The organism is Pseudomonas sp. LBUM1640, from assembly GCF_059716225.1.
Genome location: NZ_CP166816.1, coordinates 6,283,059 through 6,300,248, shown reverse-complemented (window position 1 = coordinate 6,300,248; position 17,190 = coordinate 6,283,059). Strand labels below are relative to the sequence as shown.

12 protein-coding genes are annotated in these 17,190 nt (G+C 59.0%); 7 read left to right on the top strand and 5 right to left on the bottom strand.

Annotated elements, in window-relative coordinates; translation table 11 throughout:
- The first annotated feature begins 315 nt into the window (after window positions 1–315).
- Together ACA065_RS28050 and ACA065_RS28045 are read left to right on the top strand one after the other, a co-directional pair.
- The gene (locus tag ACA065_RS28050) at window positions 316–2,121 is read left to right on the top strand and encodes a phenylacyl-CoA dehydrogenase (RefSeq protein WP_497692373.1); all 1,806 of its coding nucleotides are present in this window, start codon (window positions 316–318) and stop codon (window positions 2,119–2,121) included.
- 283 nt (window positions 2,122–2,404) lie between these two features.
- On the top strand, window positions 2,405–4,783 hold the full coding sequence (locus ACA065_RS28045; RefSeq protein WP_497692372.1) for a YncE family protein: 2,379 nt from the start codon (window positions 2,405–2,407) through the stop codon (window positions 4,781–4,783).
- Window positions 4,784–5,004: 221 nt separating this feature from the next.
- On the opposite strand, the gene ACA065_RS28040 is transcribed toward ACA065_RS28045, so the two are convergent.
- Window positions 5,005–6,606, bottom strand: a complete 1,602-nt coding sequence (locus ACA065_RS28040) for a hypothetical protein (RefSeq protein WP_497692371.1) — start codon at window positions 6,604–6,606, stop codon at window positions 5,005–5,007.
- Between the two features lie 303 nt (window positions 6,607–6,909).
- Between ACA065_RS28040 and ACA065_RS28035 the strand changes: the two genes are divergently transcribed.
- The 3 genes from ACA065_RS28035 (at window position 6,910) to ACA065_RS28025 (ending at window position 12,098) form a co-directional block, all read left to right on the top strand.
- Entirely contained in the window at window positions 6,910–8,199 is a 1,290-nt protein-coding gene (locus tag ACA065_RS28035; protein ID WP_497692370.1) for a GGDEF domain-containing protein, read from the top strand.
- 90 nt (window positions 8,200–8,289) lie between these two features.
- Entirely contained in the window at window positions 8,290–10,059 is a 1,770-nt protein-coding gene (locus tag ACA065_RS28030; RefSeq protein ID WP_497692369.1) for an acyl-CoA dehydrogenase C-terminal domain-containing protein, read from the top strand.
- Window positions 10,060–10,319: 260 nt separating this feature from the next.
- The gene (locus tag ACA065_RS28025) at window positions 10,320–12,098 is read left to right on the top strand and encodes an acyl-CoA dehydrogenase C-terminal domain-containing protein (RefSeq protein WP_497692368.1); all 1,779 of its coding nucleotides are present in this window, start codon (window positions 10,320–10,322) and stop codon (window positions 12,096–12,098) included.
- 226 nt (window positions 12,099–12,324) lie between these two features.
- Here ACA065_RS28025 and ACA065_RS28020 read toward each other — a convergent pair whose 3' ends face one another.
- Entirely contained in the window at window positions 12,325–13,224 is a 900-nt protein-coding gene (locus ACA065_RS28020; protein WP_497692367.1) for a LysR family transcriptional regulator, read from the bottom strand.
- Between the two features lie 209 nt (window positions 13,225–13,433).
- Between ACA065_RS28020 and ACA065_RS28015 the strand changes: the two genes are divergently transcribed.
- Together ACA065_RS28015 and ACA065_RS28010 are read left to right on the top strand one after the other, a co-directional pair.
- Window positions 13,434–14,693, top strand: coding sequence for an aspartate aminotransferase family protein (locus tag ACA065_RS28015; protein WP_497692366.1), 1,260 nt, complete (start codon window positions 13,434–13,436; stop codon window positions 14,691–14,693).
- Window positions 14,694–14,875: 182 nt separating this feature from the next.
- Window positions 14,876–15,034, top strand: a complete 159-nt coding sequence (locus ACA065_RS28010) for a YqaE/Pmp3 family membrane protein (RefSeq protein ID WP_010207008.1) — start codon at window positions 14,876–14,878, stop codon at window positions 15,032–15,034.
- A 5-nt stretch (window positions 15,035–15,039) separates the two neighbouring features.
- Here the strand turns inward: ACA065_RS28010 and pqqE are convergent, their stop codons facing one another.
- Genes pqqE through pqqC form a run of 3 tightly spaced genes read right to left on the bottom strand, consistent with a single transcriptional unit; the run spans window position 15,040 to window position 17,187 of the window.
- Window positions 15,040–16,170: a pyrroloquinoline quinone biosynthesis protein PqqE gene (pqqE, locus tag ACA065_RS28005; RefSeq protein WP_064454410.1), complete on the bottom strand. Its 1,131-nt coding sequence runs from the start codon at window positions 16,168–16,170 to the stop codon at window positions 15,040–15,042.
- The gene (gene pqqD, locus ACA065_RS28000; RefSeq protein ID WP_497692365.1) at window positions 16,163–16,438 is read right to left on the bottom strand and encodes a pyrroloquinoline quinone biosynthesis peptide chaperone PqqD; all 276 of its coding nucleotides are present in this window, start codon (window positions 16,436–16,438) and stop codon (window positions 16,163–16,165) included. The genes pqqE and pqqD overlap by 8 nt, the downstream gene beginning before the upstream one ends.
- Window positions 16,435–17,187 carry a pyrroloquinoline-quinone synthase PqqC gene (gene pqqC / locus ACA065_RS27995; protein WP_053258334.1) on the bottom strand — a complete coding sequence of 251 codons (753 nt, stop codon included), beginning with the start codon at window positions 17,185–17,187 and terminating at the stop codon, window positions 16,435–16,437. The genes pqqD and pqqC overlap by 4 nt, the downstream gene beginning before the upstream one ends.
- Window positions 17,188–17,190: the final 3 nt, after the last annotated feature.

The following is a 17,190-nucleotide window of genomic DNA, read 5'->3' as shown; positions in this document are numbered from 1 at the left end:
TTTCTGTGGGAGCGGGCTTGCTCGCGAAAGTGATGCAACAGTCAGCCGATGTATTGACTGGTGCACCGCCTTCGCGAGCAAGCCCGCTCCCACATTTGCTCTGCGTCGTCTATCTGAACTTTTACACGCCCTGAACCACGTGGCATCTCGCCGCAGGCCTTGCCGTGCGCGGCATTGATCCGTGTCTTGACAAACGGCTTCGGGAGGGTGCTTGACAACCCCAGGTCGTAAACGTATGTTTCAAACACCTGTTTGACCGCCAGCACACATCCACGCGGTTGTTCATCCCAGATACATCAGCAGAGGTTTATCGCTATGCCTGACTACAAGGCCCCCTTGCGTGATATTCGCTTCGTTCGTGACGAACTGCTCGGTTATGAAGCGCACTATCAGAGCCTGCCGGCTTGCCAGGACGCTACCCCGGACATGGTTGACGCCATTCTCGAAGAAGGCGCCAAGTTCTGTGAGCAAGTGCTGGCACCGTTGAACCGCGTGGGTGACATCGAAGGGTGCACCTGGAGTGAGTCAGGCGTTAAGACCCCTACTGGTTTCAAAGAAGCCTACAAACAGTTCGTCGAAGGCGGCTGGCCAAGCCTGGCCCACGACGTGGAGCACGGTGGCCAAGGCTTGCCGGAATCCCTGGGCCTGGCGGTGAGCGAAATGGTTGGCGCCGCCAACTGGTCGTGGGGCATGTACCCGGGCCTGTCCCACGGTGCGATGAACACCATTTCCGAGCACGGCACCCCTGAGCAGCAAAACGCTTACCTGACCAAACTGGTCTCGGGCGAGTGGACCGGCACCATGTGCCTGACCGAGCCGCACTGCGGCACCGACCTGGGCATGCTGCGTACCAAGGCCGAGCCTCAGGCGGACGGCTCCTACAAAGTCTCGGGCACCAAGATCTTCATCTCGGCCGGTGAACACGACATGGCCGACAACATCGTCCATATCGTGCTGGCCCGCCTGCCGGATGCACCGGCTGGCACCAAAGGCATTTCGCTGTTCATCGTTCCCAAGTTCGTACCGAACGCAGACGGTTCGATTGGTGAGCGCAACGCCGTTTCCTGTGGCTCCCTGGAACACAAGATGGGCATCCACGGCAACGCCACCTGCGTGATGAACTTCGACGCGGCCACCGGTTTCCTGATCGGCCCGGCCAACAAAGGCCTGAACTGCATGTTCACCTTTATGAACACCGCGCGTCTGGGCACTGCGCTGCAAGGCCTGTCCCACGCTGAAATCGGCTTCCAGGGTGGCCTGAAATACGCCCGCGACCGCCTGCAAATGCGTTCGCTGACTGGCCCGAAAGCGCCGGACAAAGCCGCTGACCCGATCATCGTGCACCCCGACGTGCGCCGCATGCTGCTGACCATGAAAGCCTTCGCTGAAGGCAACCGTGCGATGGTGTACTTCACCGCCAAGCAAGTGGACATCGTCAAGTACGGCACCGACGATGACGCCAAGAAACAGGCCGATGGCCTGCTGGCCTTCATGACCCCAATCGCCAAGGCATTCATGACCGAAGTCGGTTTTGAATCCGCCAACCACGGCGTGCAAATCTACGGCGGCCACGGCTTTATCGCCGAGTGGGGCATGGAGCAGAACGTTCGCGACAGCCGCATTTCGATGCTGTACGAAGGCACCACCGGCATCCAGGCACTGGACCTGCTCGGCCGTAAAGTGCTGATGACCCAGGGCGAAGCGCTCAAGGGCTTCACCAAGATCGTGCACAAGTTCTGCCAGGCCAACGAAGGTAACGACGCGGTCAAAGAGTTCGTTGCACCGCTGGCTGCGCTGAACAAAGAGTGGGGCGAGTTGACCATGAAGGTCGGCATGGCCGCGATGAAAGACCGTGAAGAAGTCGGTGCTGCTTCGGTGGATTACCTGATGTACTCCGGCTACGCGTGCCTGGCTTACTTCTGGGCCGACATGGCGCGCCTGGCTGCCGAGAAACTGGCTGCCGGCACCAGCGAAGAGGCGTTCTATACCGCCAAGCTGCAGACCGCACGCTTCTACTTCCAGCGTATCCTGCCGCGTACCCGCACACACGTTGCCACCATGCTGTCGGGCGCCAGCAACCTGATGGACATGAAAGAAGAAGACTTCGGCCTGGCTTACTAAACCTACCGAGCTCCCTTCCAGAGCCGCCACTTCTTCATTGGGGTGGCGGCTTTTTATTATTCGCTTAAACCTCCCATGGCTTGGTGTGATGGCCAGCCTCTGCCGTATACCCTCAACATCGCCCGGCAGTTACAGGGTTGGCGACCGATACCTGTCCAGCAAATGCCTAGACCACTCGTCGCCACTGTCAATTCTGACAGTAGATTCGGTTAATCCTCCAAGCGCCTCATTCACCTTGCCCGTCGCGCCATTCCCGGCGCCCTAAACCAGCAAGGTAATGATGATGACGACTCCTACCGGCCCAATCGTTGACATATCCCTGAATGCACCCAAAGCGACCTTCGCCATCGCGCTTGATGAAACCGAGATCCCATATAAACTCGACTACCCTGAAATAGCAAAATGGGCCTTGGGCCTGCGCGCCACGGACCCTTATGCCGAGTTCTCCTCCGAGGCCTGGTTCGCTGAATCCATCGGTGACGAATTCTACCTGTACTGTAATGACAAACTGGTGAGCAAGGGCAGCATTACCACCAAGGCAACGCGTTACTTCTTGAAAGTCCTCCTGAACGACCTGCCGGAGGGCTTGGTCAATGTGTACTGGGAAGTGGAGCGCAGGACCGGTCAGAAAAGTCGTTCGACGACCGAGACGTATCTGGTCATGAAAACCCACCCTGCCGGCATAGACCGTAGGCCGGACATCTTCGGGCACGACGGATTGCGCGTGGTGGCTGAAGGCTTTTCGGCAGAGTCGGATATTGATGAAAACACTGCAGCTCGCGGGATGTGGGCTCTGGTTGATAAATATCTGAACGCCCGTGAGAACGATGAAATTTTCGTCTACCTGGACGGTGTCCCCACCAAACATCGCTTGAGCGCCACAGAGGCCCGCGGGGCTGGGCCGTATCGGGTGTTCATACCGCCGACGGTCTTCAAGAAGATCAGTCAATCCGGCCCCATAGCGCTTATTTGCACCGTGTTAGACGTGGCCGGAAACACACCCGAGGGGAACGATAAGTTTTCGCCGCCCTTCATGTTGAACAGCAACGCGGACCCCTTGCTGTTTGATCCACCGTTGCTTTATGTCAAAGACATTGAGTCCATTGTGTTTGATCTGGGCACCCAAAGTAATCTCCCTCTCAGCGTGCTGGCTACACCGCGACGCACGGTAGGGTTCCCCAGCCCACCCAACCAGATCGTTGTGACGCTGACCTGGTTCAGGCCTGACGGTACAACAATACGCGCGAGCAAGAGCTTGCCGCCGTTTGCGCACACGCAAAGGGCCGGCGATAAAACGCCGGTGCCTGATGATTACTTCCAAGAGGAAGGGTTTGTTCGCATGTCGTTCGTTCTGTTAACCCCAACAGGGGTATTGCTTGGACGCTCGGGCAGCAGCACGGTGCGGGTGGGGGGCACGCGGGTATTGACGTATCCGGCGCCGGCCTTCGACAACAAGCCAGGGCCTCAGACGATCACCCTGCAGAACTATCCCAATGGGGCCGATGTGACGGTGGCGTACCGGAGCATGTCCACTAACGATGTAATCCGCCTCAACTTGACCACTCCAAATGGCACCGTCGTCACCCTTGGGCTAAAGAGCGGGATAAACGGTGGAACAGTGATCTTCCGCATCGATGCGCAAACCCTCGCCCAGAGCGCGGGCCAAGTTATCAAGTTAAGTTACGAGGTGACGGTGGGGGGCAAAACCACCAAGTCAGATGTTCAGGAGCTGACGTTTCAGGCTGCCACAATAAGTCCAGGTGTGTTCGCCACTGTCGCTGTGGGGCTAAACGCACATGATGTCAGGATCACCAAGGACGGGTTGCTGGCTTATGTAGGTAATACACTTGACCATACGGTTTCAGTCATCGATATCAAGTCCCGCAAGGTTGTTGATACCATTTTTGGAACACCGTCGGCGTTCCAGCTGTTGTTGAACGCAGATAACTCACGGCTGTATGTGAGCAGTTTCAGGTCTGGAACAATTGCAGTCATTGATACCGCAACGCGCAGATTAATTCTGACGATGACGCCTCAGGGCGGCGAAAGGACTGCATGGATGGCACTCAATGCAGATGAGTCGCGCCTGTTTGTGGCGTGCACCTACGGTGGATTCGTAGCGGTCCATGATGCGAAAACGGGTGCGGTTCTGAACCGCATCACCACGCCACCGTTGCCGGAGGGTGTAACGCTCAACCCAGAGAAAACACAGATATTCATCTCCACCAGTAAGGAGACGGTGATCACCAATGCGAATGGCCTCGGCGGGGGCATGGCAAGAGTTGCAGGCAACACCCAATCCGAAGGGATAGCCTTCAATCCCAACAACAAACCGTATCCGCGTGCCTACGTGACCGGAGTTGATTCACTCGCGATTATTGATACCCAGACCAATGTTGTTACCAAGAGGCTGTCCGGCTTCACTTACGCTTGGGGCGCTGCGATGAATCCGAGGGCTCCGGAATGCTATGTTGGCGCAGTGGGCCCAGGCGGGACGCCAGGCAATCGCGATTCGCTTTACATCATCAATACTGAAACAGAACAAGTTATTCGTCGCTACGCCGGCTTCGACAACATTGGCGGTATCGCTTTTACACCCAATGGTGAACTCGCCCTTATGGTGAATCATGGAACGGGGATAGTGTCATTCTTTAAGACTTGAGATGTTTTGGTCACCTCAGAACACTGCTTTGAAAATGTATTGGGGCAGCTTAACCCTAGGTTGTCTTTTTTTTTCGCTTAAACTAACCGCTGGCCTATGCGGGAATGTCGCGAGATGACACAAGATAAGTCGACCTGGGTTACTAACTTTCGGCCGGTTCTTTAAAAAGCCGCCGCTCCTTCTGGAGTGGCGGCTTTTTTGTGGGCGCTGAAAAACTGCAGCTAAGGGGTCGGGACAAAAGGTGTTCCGTCGCAATAGAAGTTGCCGGGCAGGACACCCCTGACCGCAATTGCCAAAGGCTGCGATTGAAGCACTTGCCCGGTAGCACTCGGCGTCGTATAGCTGAAATACATCACGCCTCTGCCGATGAGCCGCATTGTAGTCGAGTAAGGCACGTTTACGGTCTGCCCCACTGTTGAAGCGTTCGGTGAAATCGGTACTGTTATGGTGATCGGTGGGGCAATGGGGGTCGAACCATCGTCTTGCCGGCTCAGAACGCAAGTCAATGTCGCCGACGTGTTAGCCCGTAACAGGGCAGAAGGTGGAAGAAATACCTCAATAGACCGGTTTGCGTAGGTTGCGCTCACAGGCAGCGGCGAATTGCAGGTCAGGCTGCCGTTGTTCAGGTTGCGCACCACCGGCGGAGCCAACTGCATCAGGGGCGAAAAATTGAGGATGAGGGTTCTGTCAGGCCCGAAGTAGCTGGTTGCGCCGTTGATGACCCTGAACTTGACCGTGCTTTGCGTATTATTGTTGGCGGCGCCCGGAACATAGGTTTGCAGTAGCGCCGTGGTAGCAATAAACCGCAGAGGGAGCGGTTGTCCTGTATAGGTCAATGTCGTTGTCACGGGGGTATTCGTACCCAGGATTCCGGTCAGAGTGTCGCCGTATTGCAAGCCGTCGGCGCTGTCCAGCCACATCTCGATCCCGCCTTGCCCGCTTTGGTTGATATCCGCCAAGGTCACTGTGTTGTCGGGCGCCATTGCCTGGGTCACGCGTGGCATGGCAATGTTCGACGGTGTGATTCGCAACGCCACCATGATCTCAAGAATCAACGAATCCCGAGCGCGGGTGCCAGCCTCGGTCAGAAGGCGGTAAGTCAGTTGCAGCATGCCGTTGCCACGAGCGCGAAAAACTGACGCGGGGACGGATATATAACGAATAGCCGGATAGTCGGGCAAGTTAACGACAACGTTGGGCGGCAGGTTGTAAGGCACCTCCATATGGCTGGCAGTGGTGCCTAAGTAAAAAACACCCCTCGCATTTGTTAGAGCGTTGGTCACCGGGTGTTCAGGAATCCGGAACATGACCGGGTCATTGTTGGCCAGATACTCATCTGTAATGAGCGGCGTCGCCAGGTTCGTGGGCAGCAGTGGGCGCGGCGCGGTGATGACCTCGTAACCAAACGGTGGGGTTTTTTGGACCCGCAAGGGCGTGCTGGCGGTCGCGCGCAGAACGTTATTGCCATCGTCCACGATATAGGTGAGTAGATACTTGCCCTCGTTGCCCACCATGCAGCGCGGCACGTTTATTTCAATATCCCCTGTGGGATAGGTCGAATAGCGCTGGTAGGCCACCGCTTGGTATTCGCCCGGCACAGGGGATTCACTGAACACTATGATCCTGCACTCGGTGCCGGTAGGCCCGGGCTGCGGCAGCGGCGAGATTCGAAGCTTCAGGTCACTTTCCGCCGCCCGCAGGGGGATCAAGCCGTTGGTATTGGGGATAGCGTCCACCACGGCCAGCGGCGGCAGCCTGGGTATTGCGTTACGAATCAAGAACAGTGAGCCGGTGCGCACTTGTTCGGTGACTAAGGTATCCATAGTGGTGACTCCCATCGTGTGAAAGGACACTCCCTTGTCCCGACTACCCTCTGGGCGAAAATGAGTGGCAGGCGCTAGTAAGCACGCCATAACCATTGATGGATACTGTCAGAACTAACAGGCAGAGGAAGCTCGCGCATCGCTCTGTTCATCGCGGTGATAAAAAACCGCAGTGTGACACTCAGGGATTAGACCGAACGGCCGTTAAAGTGATGGCAATGTGATACAGGTCACATTGAATGTGCTTAACTGTGCGCAGTGAAGGCACTGTGCCATCTTTTTGAGTGGGTCGGAGCTTTACCCTTGTCGCGCGCGTCCGCTGTACGTTTGAGTCATTTTCTCCCCTCGTTGCTGCTGTTGCTGGCCGGGCTCTCGGCTGCGTATGTCAAAGATCTCAACGTCTTCTTCACCTCGCTGTTTAACGTGCTGCCGACCTTGGTGTTGCTGCTCGGTGGTGCGTACTGCGCGGTGTATCGGCGCCAGCGTGAACTGTTCTTGATGGTCACGGTGTACGTCGTTTACTTCCTGTTGGACACCCAGACCGATTACTACCGCGACAACGGTCGTGTCCGAGAAGATGCGGCGGTGGTCTTTCACCTGTGTTGCCTGTTGTTGCCACTGCTGTTCAGCATTTATGCGCTGTGGCAGGAAAAAACCCACCTGTTCCGAGACTTCGTAGCCCGCTGCGCCGTGCTTTTCGCCTTAGGCAGCGTGGCACTGGCGCTTGAGCAGAGTTTTCCGCAGGCCTTGTTGAGCTGGCTGGCGGAGATCCGCTGGCCGGCCTTGCATGGCCGATGGATGAGCCTGATCCAGCTGTCGTACCCCATGTTCCTGATTGGTTTTGTCACCCTGGCGGCGCAGTACTGGTATCAGCCGCGTCCTTTGCACGCCGCGCAACTGGTGGGGCTGCTGGGGCTGTTCTGGATGTTGCCGCAAACCTTCATCCTGCCGTTTACCCTGAACATCATGTGCAGCCAGGTGATGTTGATGATCGCGGCCGGCGTGGCGCATGAGGCTTATCAAATGGCCTTCCGTGATGAGCTGACCGGCTTGCCGGGCCGCCGCGCGCTCAACGAGCGCATGCAGCGGCTGGGGCGCAACTATGTGCTGGCGATGAGTGACGTCGACCACTTCAAACGCTTTAACGACACCCACGGCCATGATGTGGGCGACCAAGTCTTGCGCCTGGTGGCCAGCAAGCTGTCCAAGGTCAATGGCGGCGGGCGTGCCTACCGCTATGGTGGTGAGGAGTTTGCCGTGGTATTCGCCGGCAAGACCTTGGACGAATGCATGCCGCATTTGGAAGAGATTCGCGAGATCATCGCCAACTACGACATCAAGCTGCGCAACCCGGACCGCCCCCACGACGATCAGCAAGGCCGCCAACGCCGCGCGGGCAGCGGCGCGTCAAGTGTATCGGTGACCGTCAGTATCGGTGTGGCCGAGCGCCAGGCCGAGCAACGCACCCCGGAAGAAGTGCTCAAATCCGCCGACCAGGCGCTGTACGCTGCCAAAGGCGCGGGGCGTAACTGCGTGGTCGCGGCGGGGCAAACCCGGCGTGGCGCAGTGCGCATGGAGAGTGCTGTCGGTTGAGTGATGGCGCTGTATTCAGCGGTTCTACAGTGATTGATTGCGCCAGTGGCCGGCAGTAGGTTGAAACCATCTGCTGCCGGAGACATCGCCATGCCTGAATACAAAGCGCCTCTGCGCGACATGCGTTTTCTGATCGACAACGTGTTTGATTTCCACGGCCATTACGCCGCGCTGGGTGCGACGGACGCCAGCCCGGATATGGTCAGCGCGATCCTCGAAGAAGGCGCCAAATTCTGCGAAAACGTGCTTTCGCCGCTCAATCGCAGCGGCGATGAAGAAGGCTGCCACTTCGACAACGGTGTTGTGACGACGCCCAAGGGCTTCAAGGAAGCCTTCGCGCAGTACGTGGAAGGCGGCTGGCACGGCGTGGCGGCGGACCCAGCCTACGGTGGCCAGGGCTTGCCGCACTCTTTGGGTCTGGTGCTGAGCGAAATGATCGGTTCCAGCAACACGTCCTGGGGCATGTACCCGGGGCTGACCCACGGCGCAATGTCGGCGATCCACGCCCATGGCACCGATGAGCAGAAAGCCACCTACCTGACCAAACTCACCGCCGGCGAGTGGACCGGCACCATGTGCCTGACCGAAGCCCATTGCGGCACCGACCTGGGGCTGATCAAGACCCGCGCCGTGCCCCAGGCGGACGGCAGCTATGCGCTCACCGGCAGCAAAATCTTCATCTCGGCCGGGGAGCACGACATGAGCGCCAATATCATCCATTTGGTGCTGGCCAAGTTGCCGGATGCGCCGGCGGGCACCAAAGGCATCTCGTTGTTTATCGTGCCCAAGTTCCATGCCGATTCGGGTGAGCGCAACGCGGTGCACTGCGGCTCCATCGAGCACAAGATGGGCATCAAGGCGTCGGCCACTTGCGTGCTGAATTTCGACGGTGCCAAGGGCTTCCTCATTGGCGAAGCGAACAAAGGCCTCAACTGCATGTTCACCATGATGAACCACGCGCGCCTGGGCACCGGCATGCAGGGCTTGTGCAATGGCGAAGCGAGTTTCCAGGGCGCCATCAAGTACGCCAACGACCGCCTGCAAATGCGCTCGTTGACCGGCGCCAAGGCGCCTGAGAAAGCCGCCGACCCCATCATCGTGCACGCCGATGTGCGCCGCATGTTGCTGACCATGAAAGCCTTCAACGAAGGCAACCGCGCGCTGACCTACTTCACCGCGCAATTGCTCGACACCGCGCACCTGGGCAGCGATGCCGGCCAACGCCAGGAAGCCGAAGACCTGTTGGCGTTCCTTACCCCGATCTGCAAAGCCTTTATGACCGATACGGGGCTGGAGGTGACCAACCACGGTATGCAGATATTCGGCGGCCATGGCTACATCCGCGAATGGGGCATGGAGCAATTGGCGCGTGATGCCCGCATTGCGCCGATCTATGAAGGCACCAACGGCATCCAGGCGCTCGACCTGCTAGGGCGCAAGGTGCTCGGCAGCCAGGGCAAGCTGTTACGCGGTTTCACCAAAATTGTGCATACGTTCTGCGCGGCAAATGCTGAGCATCCGCAGCTCAAGGCGCATGTGGCACAGCTCAATCAACTGAACCAGCAATGGGGCGAGTTGACGGTGCAGGTCGGCATGGCCGCCATGAAAAACCCGGATGAAGTGGGCGCAGCGGCGGTGGATTACTTGATGTACAGCGGTTACATCATTCTCGCCTACCTGTGGTTGCGCATGGCGATAGCGGCGCAGGCACAAGACGATGCCGAGTTTGCCAAAGCCAAACTGGCTACCTGCGACTTTTACTTCAAGCGTTTGCTGCCGCGTACGGCCTCGCACCGGGCCGCAGTGGAAGCGGGCAGTGAGTGCCTGATGAGCTTACCTGCTCAGTTGTTTGCCCTGTAGGCGGCTGATTCTCCTGCGGCTAACTGTGTGCGGGCTTGTGTGGGAGCTGGCTTGCCTGCGATGCAGTCACCTCGGTACGTCAGTGAAACGGCGGTGATGCCATCGCAGGCAAGCCAGCTCCCACATTAGATCCATGTGTGACTTATAAATACTTAATAGTCACGAACGGACCCTATGTGTCTGAAAAGTTGTTCGGGTACACTCGGAGCTTGTAAAACCGATCCTACCGAATCACTTTTCACGTTCTCACGAGGTTTGCCATGGCTGATTACAAAGCGCCGCTGCGTGATATGCGCTTCGTCCTCAACGAAGTATTTGAGGTCGCCAAGACTTGGGCCCAATTGCCGGCATTGGCAGACACCGTGGATGCCGAAACCGTCGAGGCGATCCTGGAGGAGGCCGGCAAAGTCACCGCCAAGTCCATCGCGCCGCTCAGCCGTAACGGCGATGAGCAAGGCTGCCGCTGGGCGGACACCGTGGTCAGCACGCCGGAGGGTTTTCCACAGGCTTACAAAACCTACGCCGAAGGCGGCTGGGTGGGCGTAGGCGGTGACCCGATCTTCGGCGGCATGGGCATGCCCAAGGCAGTTTCGGCCCAGGTTGAAGAGATGATCAACTCGTCGAGTTTGGCGTTCGGCCTGTACCCGATGCTGACGTCCGGCGCCTGCGTGTCGATCAACACCCACGCGAGCGAAGCACTCAAAGCCATTTACTTGCCGAAGATGTATTCCGGCGAATGGGCCGGCTCCATGTGCCTGACCGAAGCGCATGCCGGGACCGACCTGGGGATTATCCGCACCAAGGCCGAGCCTCAGGCGGACGGCTCTTACACGATCAGCGGCACCAAGATTTTTATCACTGGCGGCGAACACGATCTCACCGAAAACATCATCCATCTGGTGCTGGCCAAGCTGCCGGATGCGCCGGCCGGTCCCAAGGGCATCTCGCTGTTCCTGGTGCCCAAGTTCATGGTCAATGCCGACGGCAGCCTGGGCGCACGTAACCCGGTGAGCTGTGGCTCCATCGAGCACAAGATGGGTATCCAGGCGTCCGCGACCTGCGTGATGAACTTCGACGCAGCCGTGGGTTACCTGGTGGGTGAGCCTAACCGTGGTTTGGCGGCGATGTTCACCATGATGAACTACGAGCGCCTGGGGGTGGGTATCCAGGGCTTGGCGTCGGGTGAACGCTCCTATCAGAACGCGATTGAATATGCGCGTGACCGTCTGCAAAGCCGTTCGCCGACCGGCGCCCAGGCCAAGAACAAAGTCGCTGACCCGATCATCGTGCACCCCGACGTGCGCCGCATGCTGCTGACCATGAAGGCTTCCAACGAAGGTGGCCGCGCGTTCTCCACTTACGTGGCTACACAGTTGGATATCGCCAAGTTCAGCGAAGACGCCGTCGCCCGCGAGCGTGCCGACAATCTGGTGGCGCTGCTGACGCCGGTCGCCAAAGCGTTCCTCAGCGACCTGGGCCTGGAAACCACCGTGCTCGGCCAGCAGGTGTTTGGTGGCCACGGCTACATTCGCGAGTGGGGCCAGGAGCAGCTTGTTCGGGATGTGCGCATTACCCAGATCTACGAAGGCACCAACGGCATTCAGGCGCTGGACTTGATGGGGCGTAAGATTGTCGGCAGCGGCGGTGCGTTCTACACCTTGTTCGCCGACGAGATCCGCCAGTTCATCGCCACGGCGGGCACCGAACTGGGTGAGTTCACCCGCCCGCTCAGCGCGGCGGTGGATAACCTGGATGAGTTGACTGCCTGGGTGCTGGACCGCGCCAAGACCAACCCGAATGAAATCGGCGCAGCGTCGGTGGAGTACCTGCACGCCTTTGGCTACATGGCTTACGCCTATATGTGGGCACGCATGGCCGAGGCGGCGTGGGGCAGAGAGGCTGAGGAAGACTTCTATGCCAGCAAACTGGGCACCGCACGTTTCTACTTTGCGCGCTTGCTGCCGCGTATTCATTCGCTGAGTGCTTCGGTAAAAGCCGGTAGCGAATCGCTATTTTTGCTGGATGAAGCACTGTTTTAAGGGCTTTGAGGGCGTGTAAGCATTCTCTTACATGACGTGCTGCTATTCGTCCTCTATCGCCAAATTGGATCCACGGATAATCTACTTCACATGGACGTCGCGCAGGAAGCGCAAAGCAACAACAGGGACACGTAGGATTCTGCCAGGATGGCGGAGTGAAATGGATGTCAGGGAAACAGTCTGCAAAGCCCCGCTTCGGCGGGGTTTTCTTTTGCCTGCGAAAAAGTCAGGCAGATGCCTGCGGGGCATTCATCACGTCTTCCAGCAAGGTGCGCAGCAGCGCCACCGTGGCTTGCTGGCGCTGTACGTCGCGGTACACCAGGCCGACTTTCAGCGGCACTCTCGGCTCACTCAAGGGTTTCCACAGCAACGCCTTGCTGTTGTGCTCGTCCTGGGAGCGCCCGGGCAGCACCGTCGCCAGTTTGGTATGCGGCAGGCTGTCGAGTATCCCAATCATCGTATTGAGCTCCGCCTGCACTTGCGGCCGCCGGCCCAGGTTGGCGAGCTGGCCCTGCCAGATCTGCCGCACTTGAAACTCTTCCCCCAACAGCAACATCGGCAATTCGGCGGCCTGTTTGAGCGAGACTTTCTTGAATTCGCGCAGGGGATGGTCTTCGGGTATCACCACCTTCAATTCATCTTCATACAACAGCACACCGTGCAGCCCCGGCTGGCGCGGCGGCAGGTAGCTGATGCCGATGTCCAGCGAGCCGTTAAGCAGCCGGCGCTCAATCTCCAGCCCCGTCAATTCGTAGATCTGCACCACCAAATGCGGTTGGGCCTTGCGCACGCGCTCAAGCATTTGCGGGACGAGGCTGGTGTGCACGGTTTGCAGCACGCCGATGGCCAAGGTGCGCATCGCCTGGCCCTTGAAGTTGCGCAAGGCTTCGACCGCTTGCTGCAGGCCATCAATCAGCGGCAATGCATGGTTGTACAAGGTGTGCGCGGCCAGAGTCGGTAACAGGCGTTTGCTGCTGCGCTCGAACAGGCTCACGTCCAGGTTCTGCTCCAGCTGGCGAATCTGTTGCGACAAGGCCGGTTGAGAGATCGACAGACGCTCCGCAGCACGGCCCACGTGGCCTTCCTCATACACCGCGACGAAATAACGCAGTTGCTTGAAATCCATAAGAGTTACTTATCGAAAAAGCTGGAAAATCGAAATGGCCGGTGGCCGCTCAGAGGCCTAGTCTAGCGCCTATTCGCAGGGCTTACAGGGCCGGATCTGGCAATGAACAGCGTATTTGTTGATAGCGTTTACATAGGCAAGGCAAAACACCTCCAGGCCGTGTTTGCACGGGGCACCGACCAAGGTCCGGTTGCCATCGGGGGTGAGCTGTGAATCTGTTTCGTCGCCCTGCGCCGAGCCTGGACGATTTGATCCTGGACGCGCCACATGACCTCACCGGTGAAAGCCTGATGCCCACCGCGGCAAGGCCTGCGCAGGTGTTCGTGCGTGGCCAGGGCTCCTGGCTCTGGGACAGCGACGAGCGTGCGTATCTGGATTTCAGCCAGGGCAGCGCCGCCAACAGCCTTGGCCATAGCCCGCAAATATTGATCACGGCCCTGGCCGATCAGGCTCAGGCGCTGATCAACCCAGGCAATGGCCTGCACAACCGCGCCCAACTGAACCTCGTCGATCGGCTGTGCCATCACACCGGCAGCGATCAGGGTTACTTGCTCAATAGCGGCGCGGAAGCCTGCGAAGCCGCGATCAAACTGGCGCGCAAATGGGGCCAACTGCATCGCGGTGGGGCTTATCGCATCATCAGCGCCAGCAACGGCTGCCACGGCCGCAGTTTCGCGGCGATGGCCGCCTCGAGCGGTGCTGGCGCAAACCGCTTTGAGCCGCAATTGCCGGGTTTCAGCCACGTGCCTTTCAACGACCTGCCGGCCCTGCACGCGGCGGTGGATGCACAGACTGTCGCCATCATGCTGGAGCCGATCCAGAGTGAAGCCGGGGTTATTCCCGCCACCGAGCACTATCTCAAAGGTGTTGAGCGACTGTGTCGCGAGCTGGGAATCCTTTTGATCCTCGATGAGGTGCAAACCGGCATCGGCCGTTGCGCCAGCTTGCTCGCCGAACAACAGTACGGCGTGCGCGCCGACATCATCACCCTCGGCAAAGGCCTGGGCGGCGGCGTGCCGCTGGCGGCGTTGTTGGCGCGCGGCAAAGCTTGCTGCTTCGAAGTGGGCGAATTGGAAGGCACCCATCATGGGAATGCATTAATGGCATCGGCGGGAGTGGCAGTGCTCGATACGGTGTTGGAACGCGGCTTTCTCGAACACGTCCGTGAGTCAGGCCTCTACCTGGGCGAAGGCCTCGCCCGTTTGGCTTATCGCTACGACCACGGCCAATTACGCGGCCATGGCCTGATGTGGGGCCTTACGTTGTCGGATGATTCTGCAGATGCCGTCGTAAAAGCAGCCCTGCATGAAGGCCTGATCCTCAACGCCCCGCAACCCAATTGCCTGCGCTTCACCCCAGCCCTGACGATCAGCAAAAGCAACATCGACGAAATGCTCCTGCGCCTGGCCCGCGCCTTCTCCCGCGTGCGCACCGCACAACTGCAATGCCGCAAGGGCATCGCCGTTTAAACACTCATTCCCGAACCGTCTCGCGGCATACGCGGCGCCTCCAGCCTGATTCTTTTGGCTGGGGGCGTTTTTTTGTCTGCTCATTTCAGGATGGCCCAGTGCCAGATCTCACTGAACCCTCACGAGCGCCCAAGGTCGATTAGCTACACGGCTCACACGAGCCGATTTTCTGGAGCTGACCCATGGATATCATTCGTATCATCATCGCCATTCTGCTGCCGCCACTGGGTGTGTTCCTGCAAGTGGGCTTCGCCGGCGCGTTCTGGCTGAACATCCTGCTGACCCTGTGCGGTTACTTCCCGGGCATCATTCACGCTGTGTACATCATCGCCAAACGCTAAAACCCTCAGCCTTTTGCGATGAGCCGTGAGTTGCGCTCGTTGCGAAAGGCCAACTGCTCGATGGTCTGAGTGGCGTGCTCGGCTTCTTCCCGCGCTTGCAGGATGATGCCGTGCTGCTCGGACTTGCTGCACACCGGGTCGGCGTTGCTCGCGTCCCCCGTGAGCATGAAGGCCTGGCACCGGCAGCCGCCGAAGTCCTTTTCCTTCTCGTCGCATGAACGGCACGGCTCGGGCATCCAGTCGTAGCCGCGAAAGCGGTTAAAGCCAAATGAGTCGTACCAGATGTGCTGCATGCTGTGGTCGCGCACATTGGGAAACTGCACCGGCATCTGTCGGGCACCGTGGCAGGGCAGGGCAGTACCGTCCGGCGTTACGGTCAGAAAGATGCTGCCCCAACCGTTCATGCAGGCTTTGGGGCGTTCTTCGTAGTAATCCGGCGTCACAAAGATCAGCTTGCACGGGTGGCCTTCGGCTTCGAGCTTGGCGCGGTATTCGTTGGTGATGCGTTCGGCGCGCACCAGCTGTTCTTTCGTCGGCAACAATCCCACACGATTGAGCTGCGCCCAACCATAGAATTGGCACGTGGCGAGTTCGACGAAGTCGGCTTCCAGCGCGATGCACAGCTCGATAATGCGGTCGATCTTGTCGATATTGTGCCGATGGGTAACGAAGTTCAGCACCATCGGATAGCCATGGGCCTTTACTGCACGGGCCATTTCGAGCTTTTGCGCGAAGGCTTTTTTTGAGCCGGCCAGCAGGTTGTTCACCTGTTCGTCGCTGGCCTGGAAGCTGATCTGGATATGGTCCAGCCCGGCCTTCTTGAAGTCACTGATCTTCTGCTCGGTGAGGCCGATGCCGGACGTGATCAGGTTGGTGTAAAACCCAAGCTTGCGCGCCTCGGCGATCAGCTCGGCAAGGTCCTGGCGTACCAGCGGTTCGCCGCCGGAAAAGCCCAACTGCGCGGCACCCATCTCCCGCGCTTCGCGAAACACCTTGATCCACTGCTCGGTGCTCAGCTCCTTGCCCTGTTCGGCAAAGTCCAGCGGGTTGGAGCAATACGGGCATTGCAACGGGCAGCGATAAGTCAGCTCGGCGAGCAGCCACAGTGGCAGGCCAATGGGCGGTTTTTCAGGCAAGGGTGATCCAGTGCTCAGCACGGGCGACCTCCATGAATTGCTCGATGTCTTTACCGAGCTCAGGCACACCGGGGAATTGTTTATCCAACTCGGCGATGATCGCCGCCACGTCGCGCTCGCCGTCGATCAAACCACCGATCAGCGCGGCGCTGTCGTTGAGCTTGATCATGCCTTCGGGGTAGAGCAACACGTGGCCTTTTTGCGCCGGCTCGTATTGGTAGCGGTAGCCCTGGCGCCAGGTCGGTGTTCTGCTGCGATCAAAACTCATAGGGTGATCCCTTTATGCCACACCCGCTGCTCGGTCACGCTGTGATAGGGCGGGCGGTTCAGTTCGTAGGCCATGCTCATGGCATCCAGCATGCTCCACAGGATGTCCAGTTTGAACTGGAGAATTTCCAGCATGCGTTCCTGGCCCTCGCGGGTGGTGTAGTGCTGCAGCGTAATCGCCAGACCGTGCTCCACATCGCGTCGGGCCTGGCCCAAGCGGGTACGGAAATATTCATAACCGGCCGGGTCGATCCACGGGTAGTGCTGCGGCCAACTGTCGAGCCGCGATTGGTGGATCTGCGGGGCGAACAGTTCGGTCAGCGAGCTGCTGGCGGCTTCTTGCCAGCTGGCGCGGCGCGCGAAGTTGACGTAGGCATCTACCGCAAAACGCACGCCGGGTAGCACCAGTTCCTGGGAACGCAGTTGGTCCGGGTCGAGGCCGACCGCCTGGCCCAGACGCAGCCAGGCTTCGATGCCGCCGTCTTCACCGGGGGCGCCGTCGTGGTCGAGCAGGCGCTGAATCCACTCGCGGCGGATCTCGCGGTCCGGGCAGTTGGCCAGAATCGCGGCGTCTTTGAGCGGGATGTTCACCTGATAATAGAAACGGTTGGCGACCCAGCCCTGGATCTGCTCGCGGGTGGCGCGGCCTTCATACATCGCCACGTGGTACGGGTGATGGATATGGTAGAAGGCGCCTTTGGCCCGTAGGGCATGCTCGAACTCAGCGGGCGTCAGCGGTGTGTCAGTCATGTG

Coding starts and splice junctions, on each gene's coding strand:
- ACA065_RS28010 (WP_010207008.1), top strand. CDS start 14,876: ATGGATATCATTCGTATCATCATCGCCATTCTGCTGCCGCCACTGGGT.
- ACA065_RS28020 (WP_497692367.1), bottom strand. CDS start 13,224: ATGGATTTCAAGCAACTGCGTTATTTCGTCGCGGTGTATGAGGAAGGC.
- pqqD (WP_497692365.1), bottom strand. CDS start 16,438: ATGAGTTTTGATCGCAGCAGAACACCGACCTGGCGCCAGGGCTACCGC.
- ACA065_RS28030 (WP_497692369.1), top strand. CDS start 8,290: ATGCCTGAATACAAAGCGCCTCTGCGCGACATGCGTTTTCTGATCGAC.
- pqqC (WP_053258334.1), bottom strand. CDS start 17,187: ATGACTGACACACCGCTGACGCCCGCTGAGTTCGAGCATGCCCTACGG.
- ACA065_RS28050 (WP_497692373.1), top strand. CDS start 316: ATGCCTGACTACAAGGCCCCCTTGCGTGATATTCGCTTCGTTCGTGAC.
- ACA065_RS28045 (WP_497692372.1), top strand. CDS start 2,405: ATGACGACTCCTACCGGCCCAATCGTTGACATATCCCTGAATGCACCC.
- ACA065_RS28025 (WP_497692368.1), top strand. CDS start 10,320: ATGGCTGATTACAAAGCGCCGCTGCGTGATATGCGCTTCGTCCTCAAC.
- ACA065_RS28040 (WP_497692371.1), bottom strand. CDS start 6,606: ATGGATACCTTAGTCACCGAACAAGTGCGCACCGGCTCACTGTTCTTG.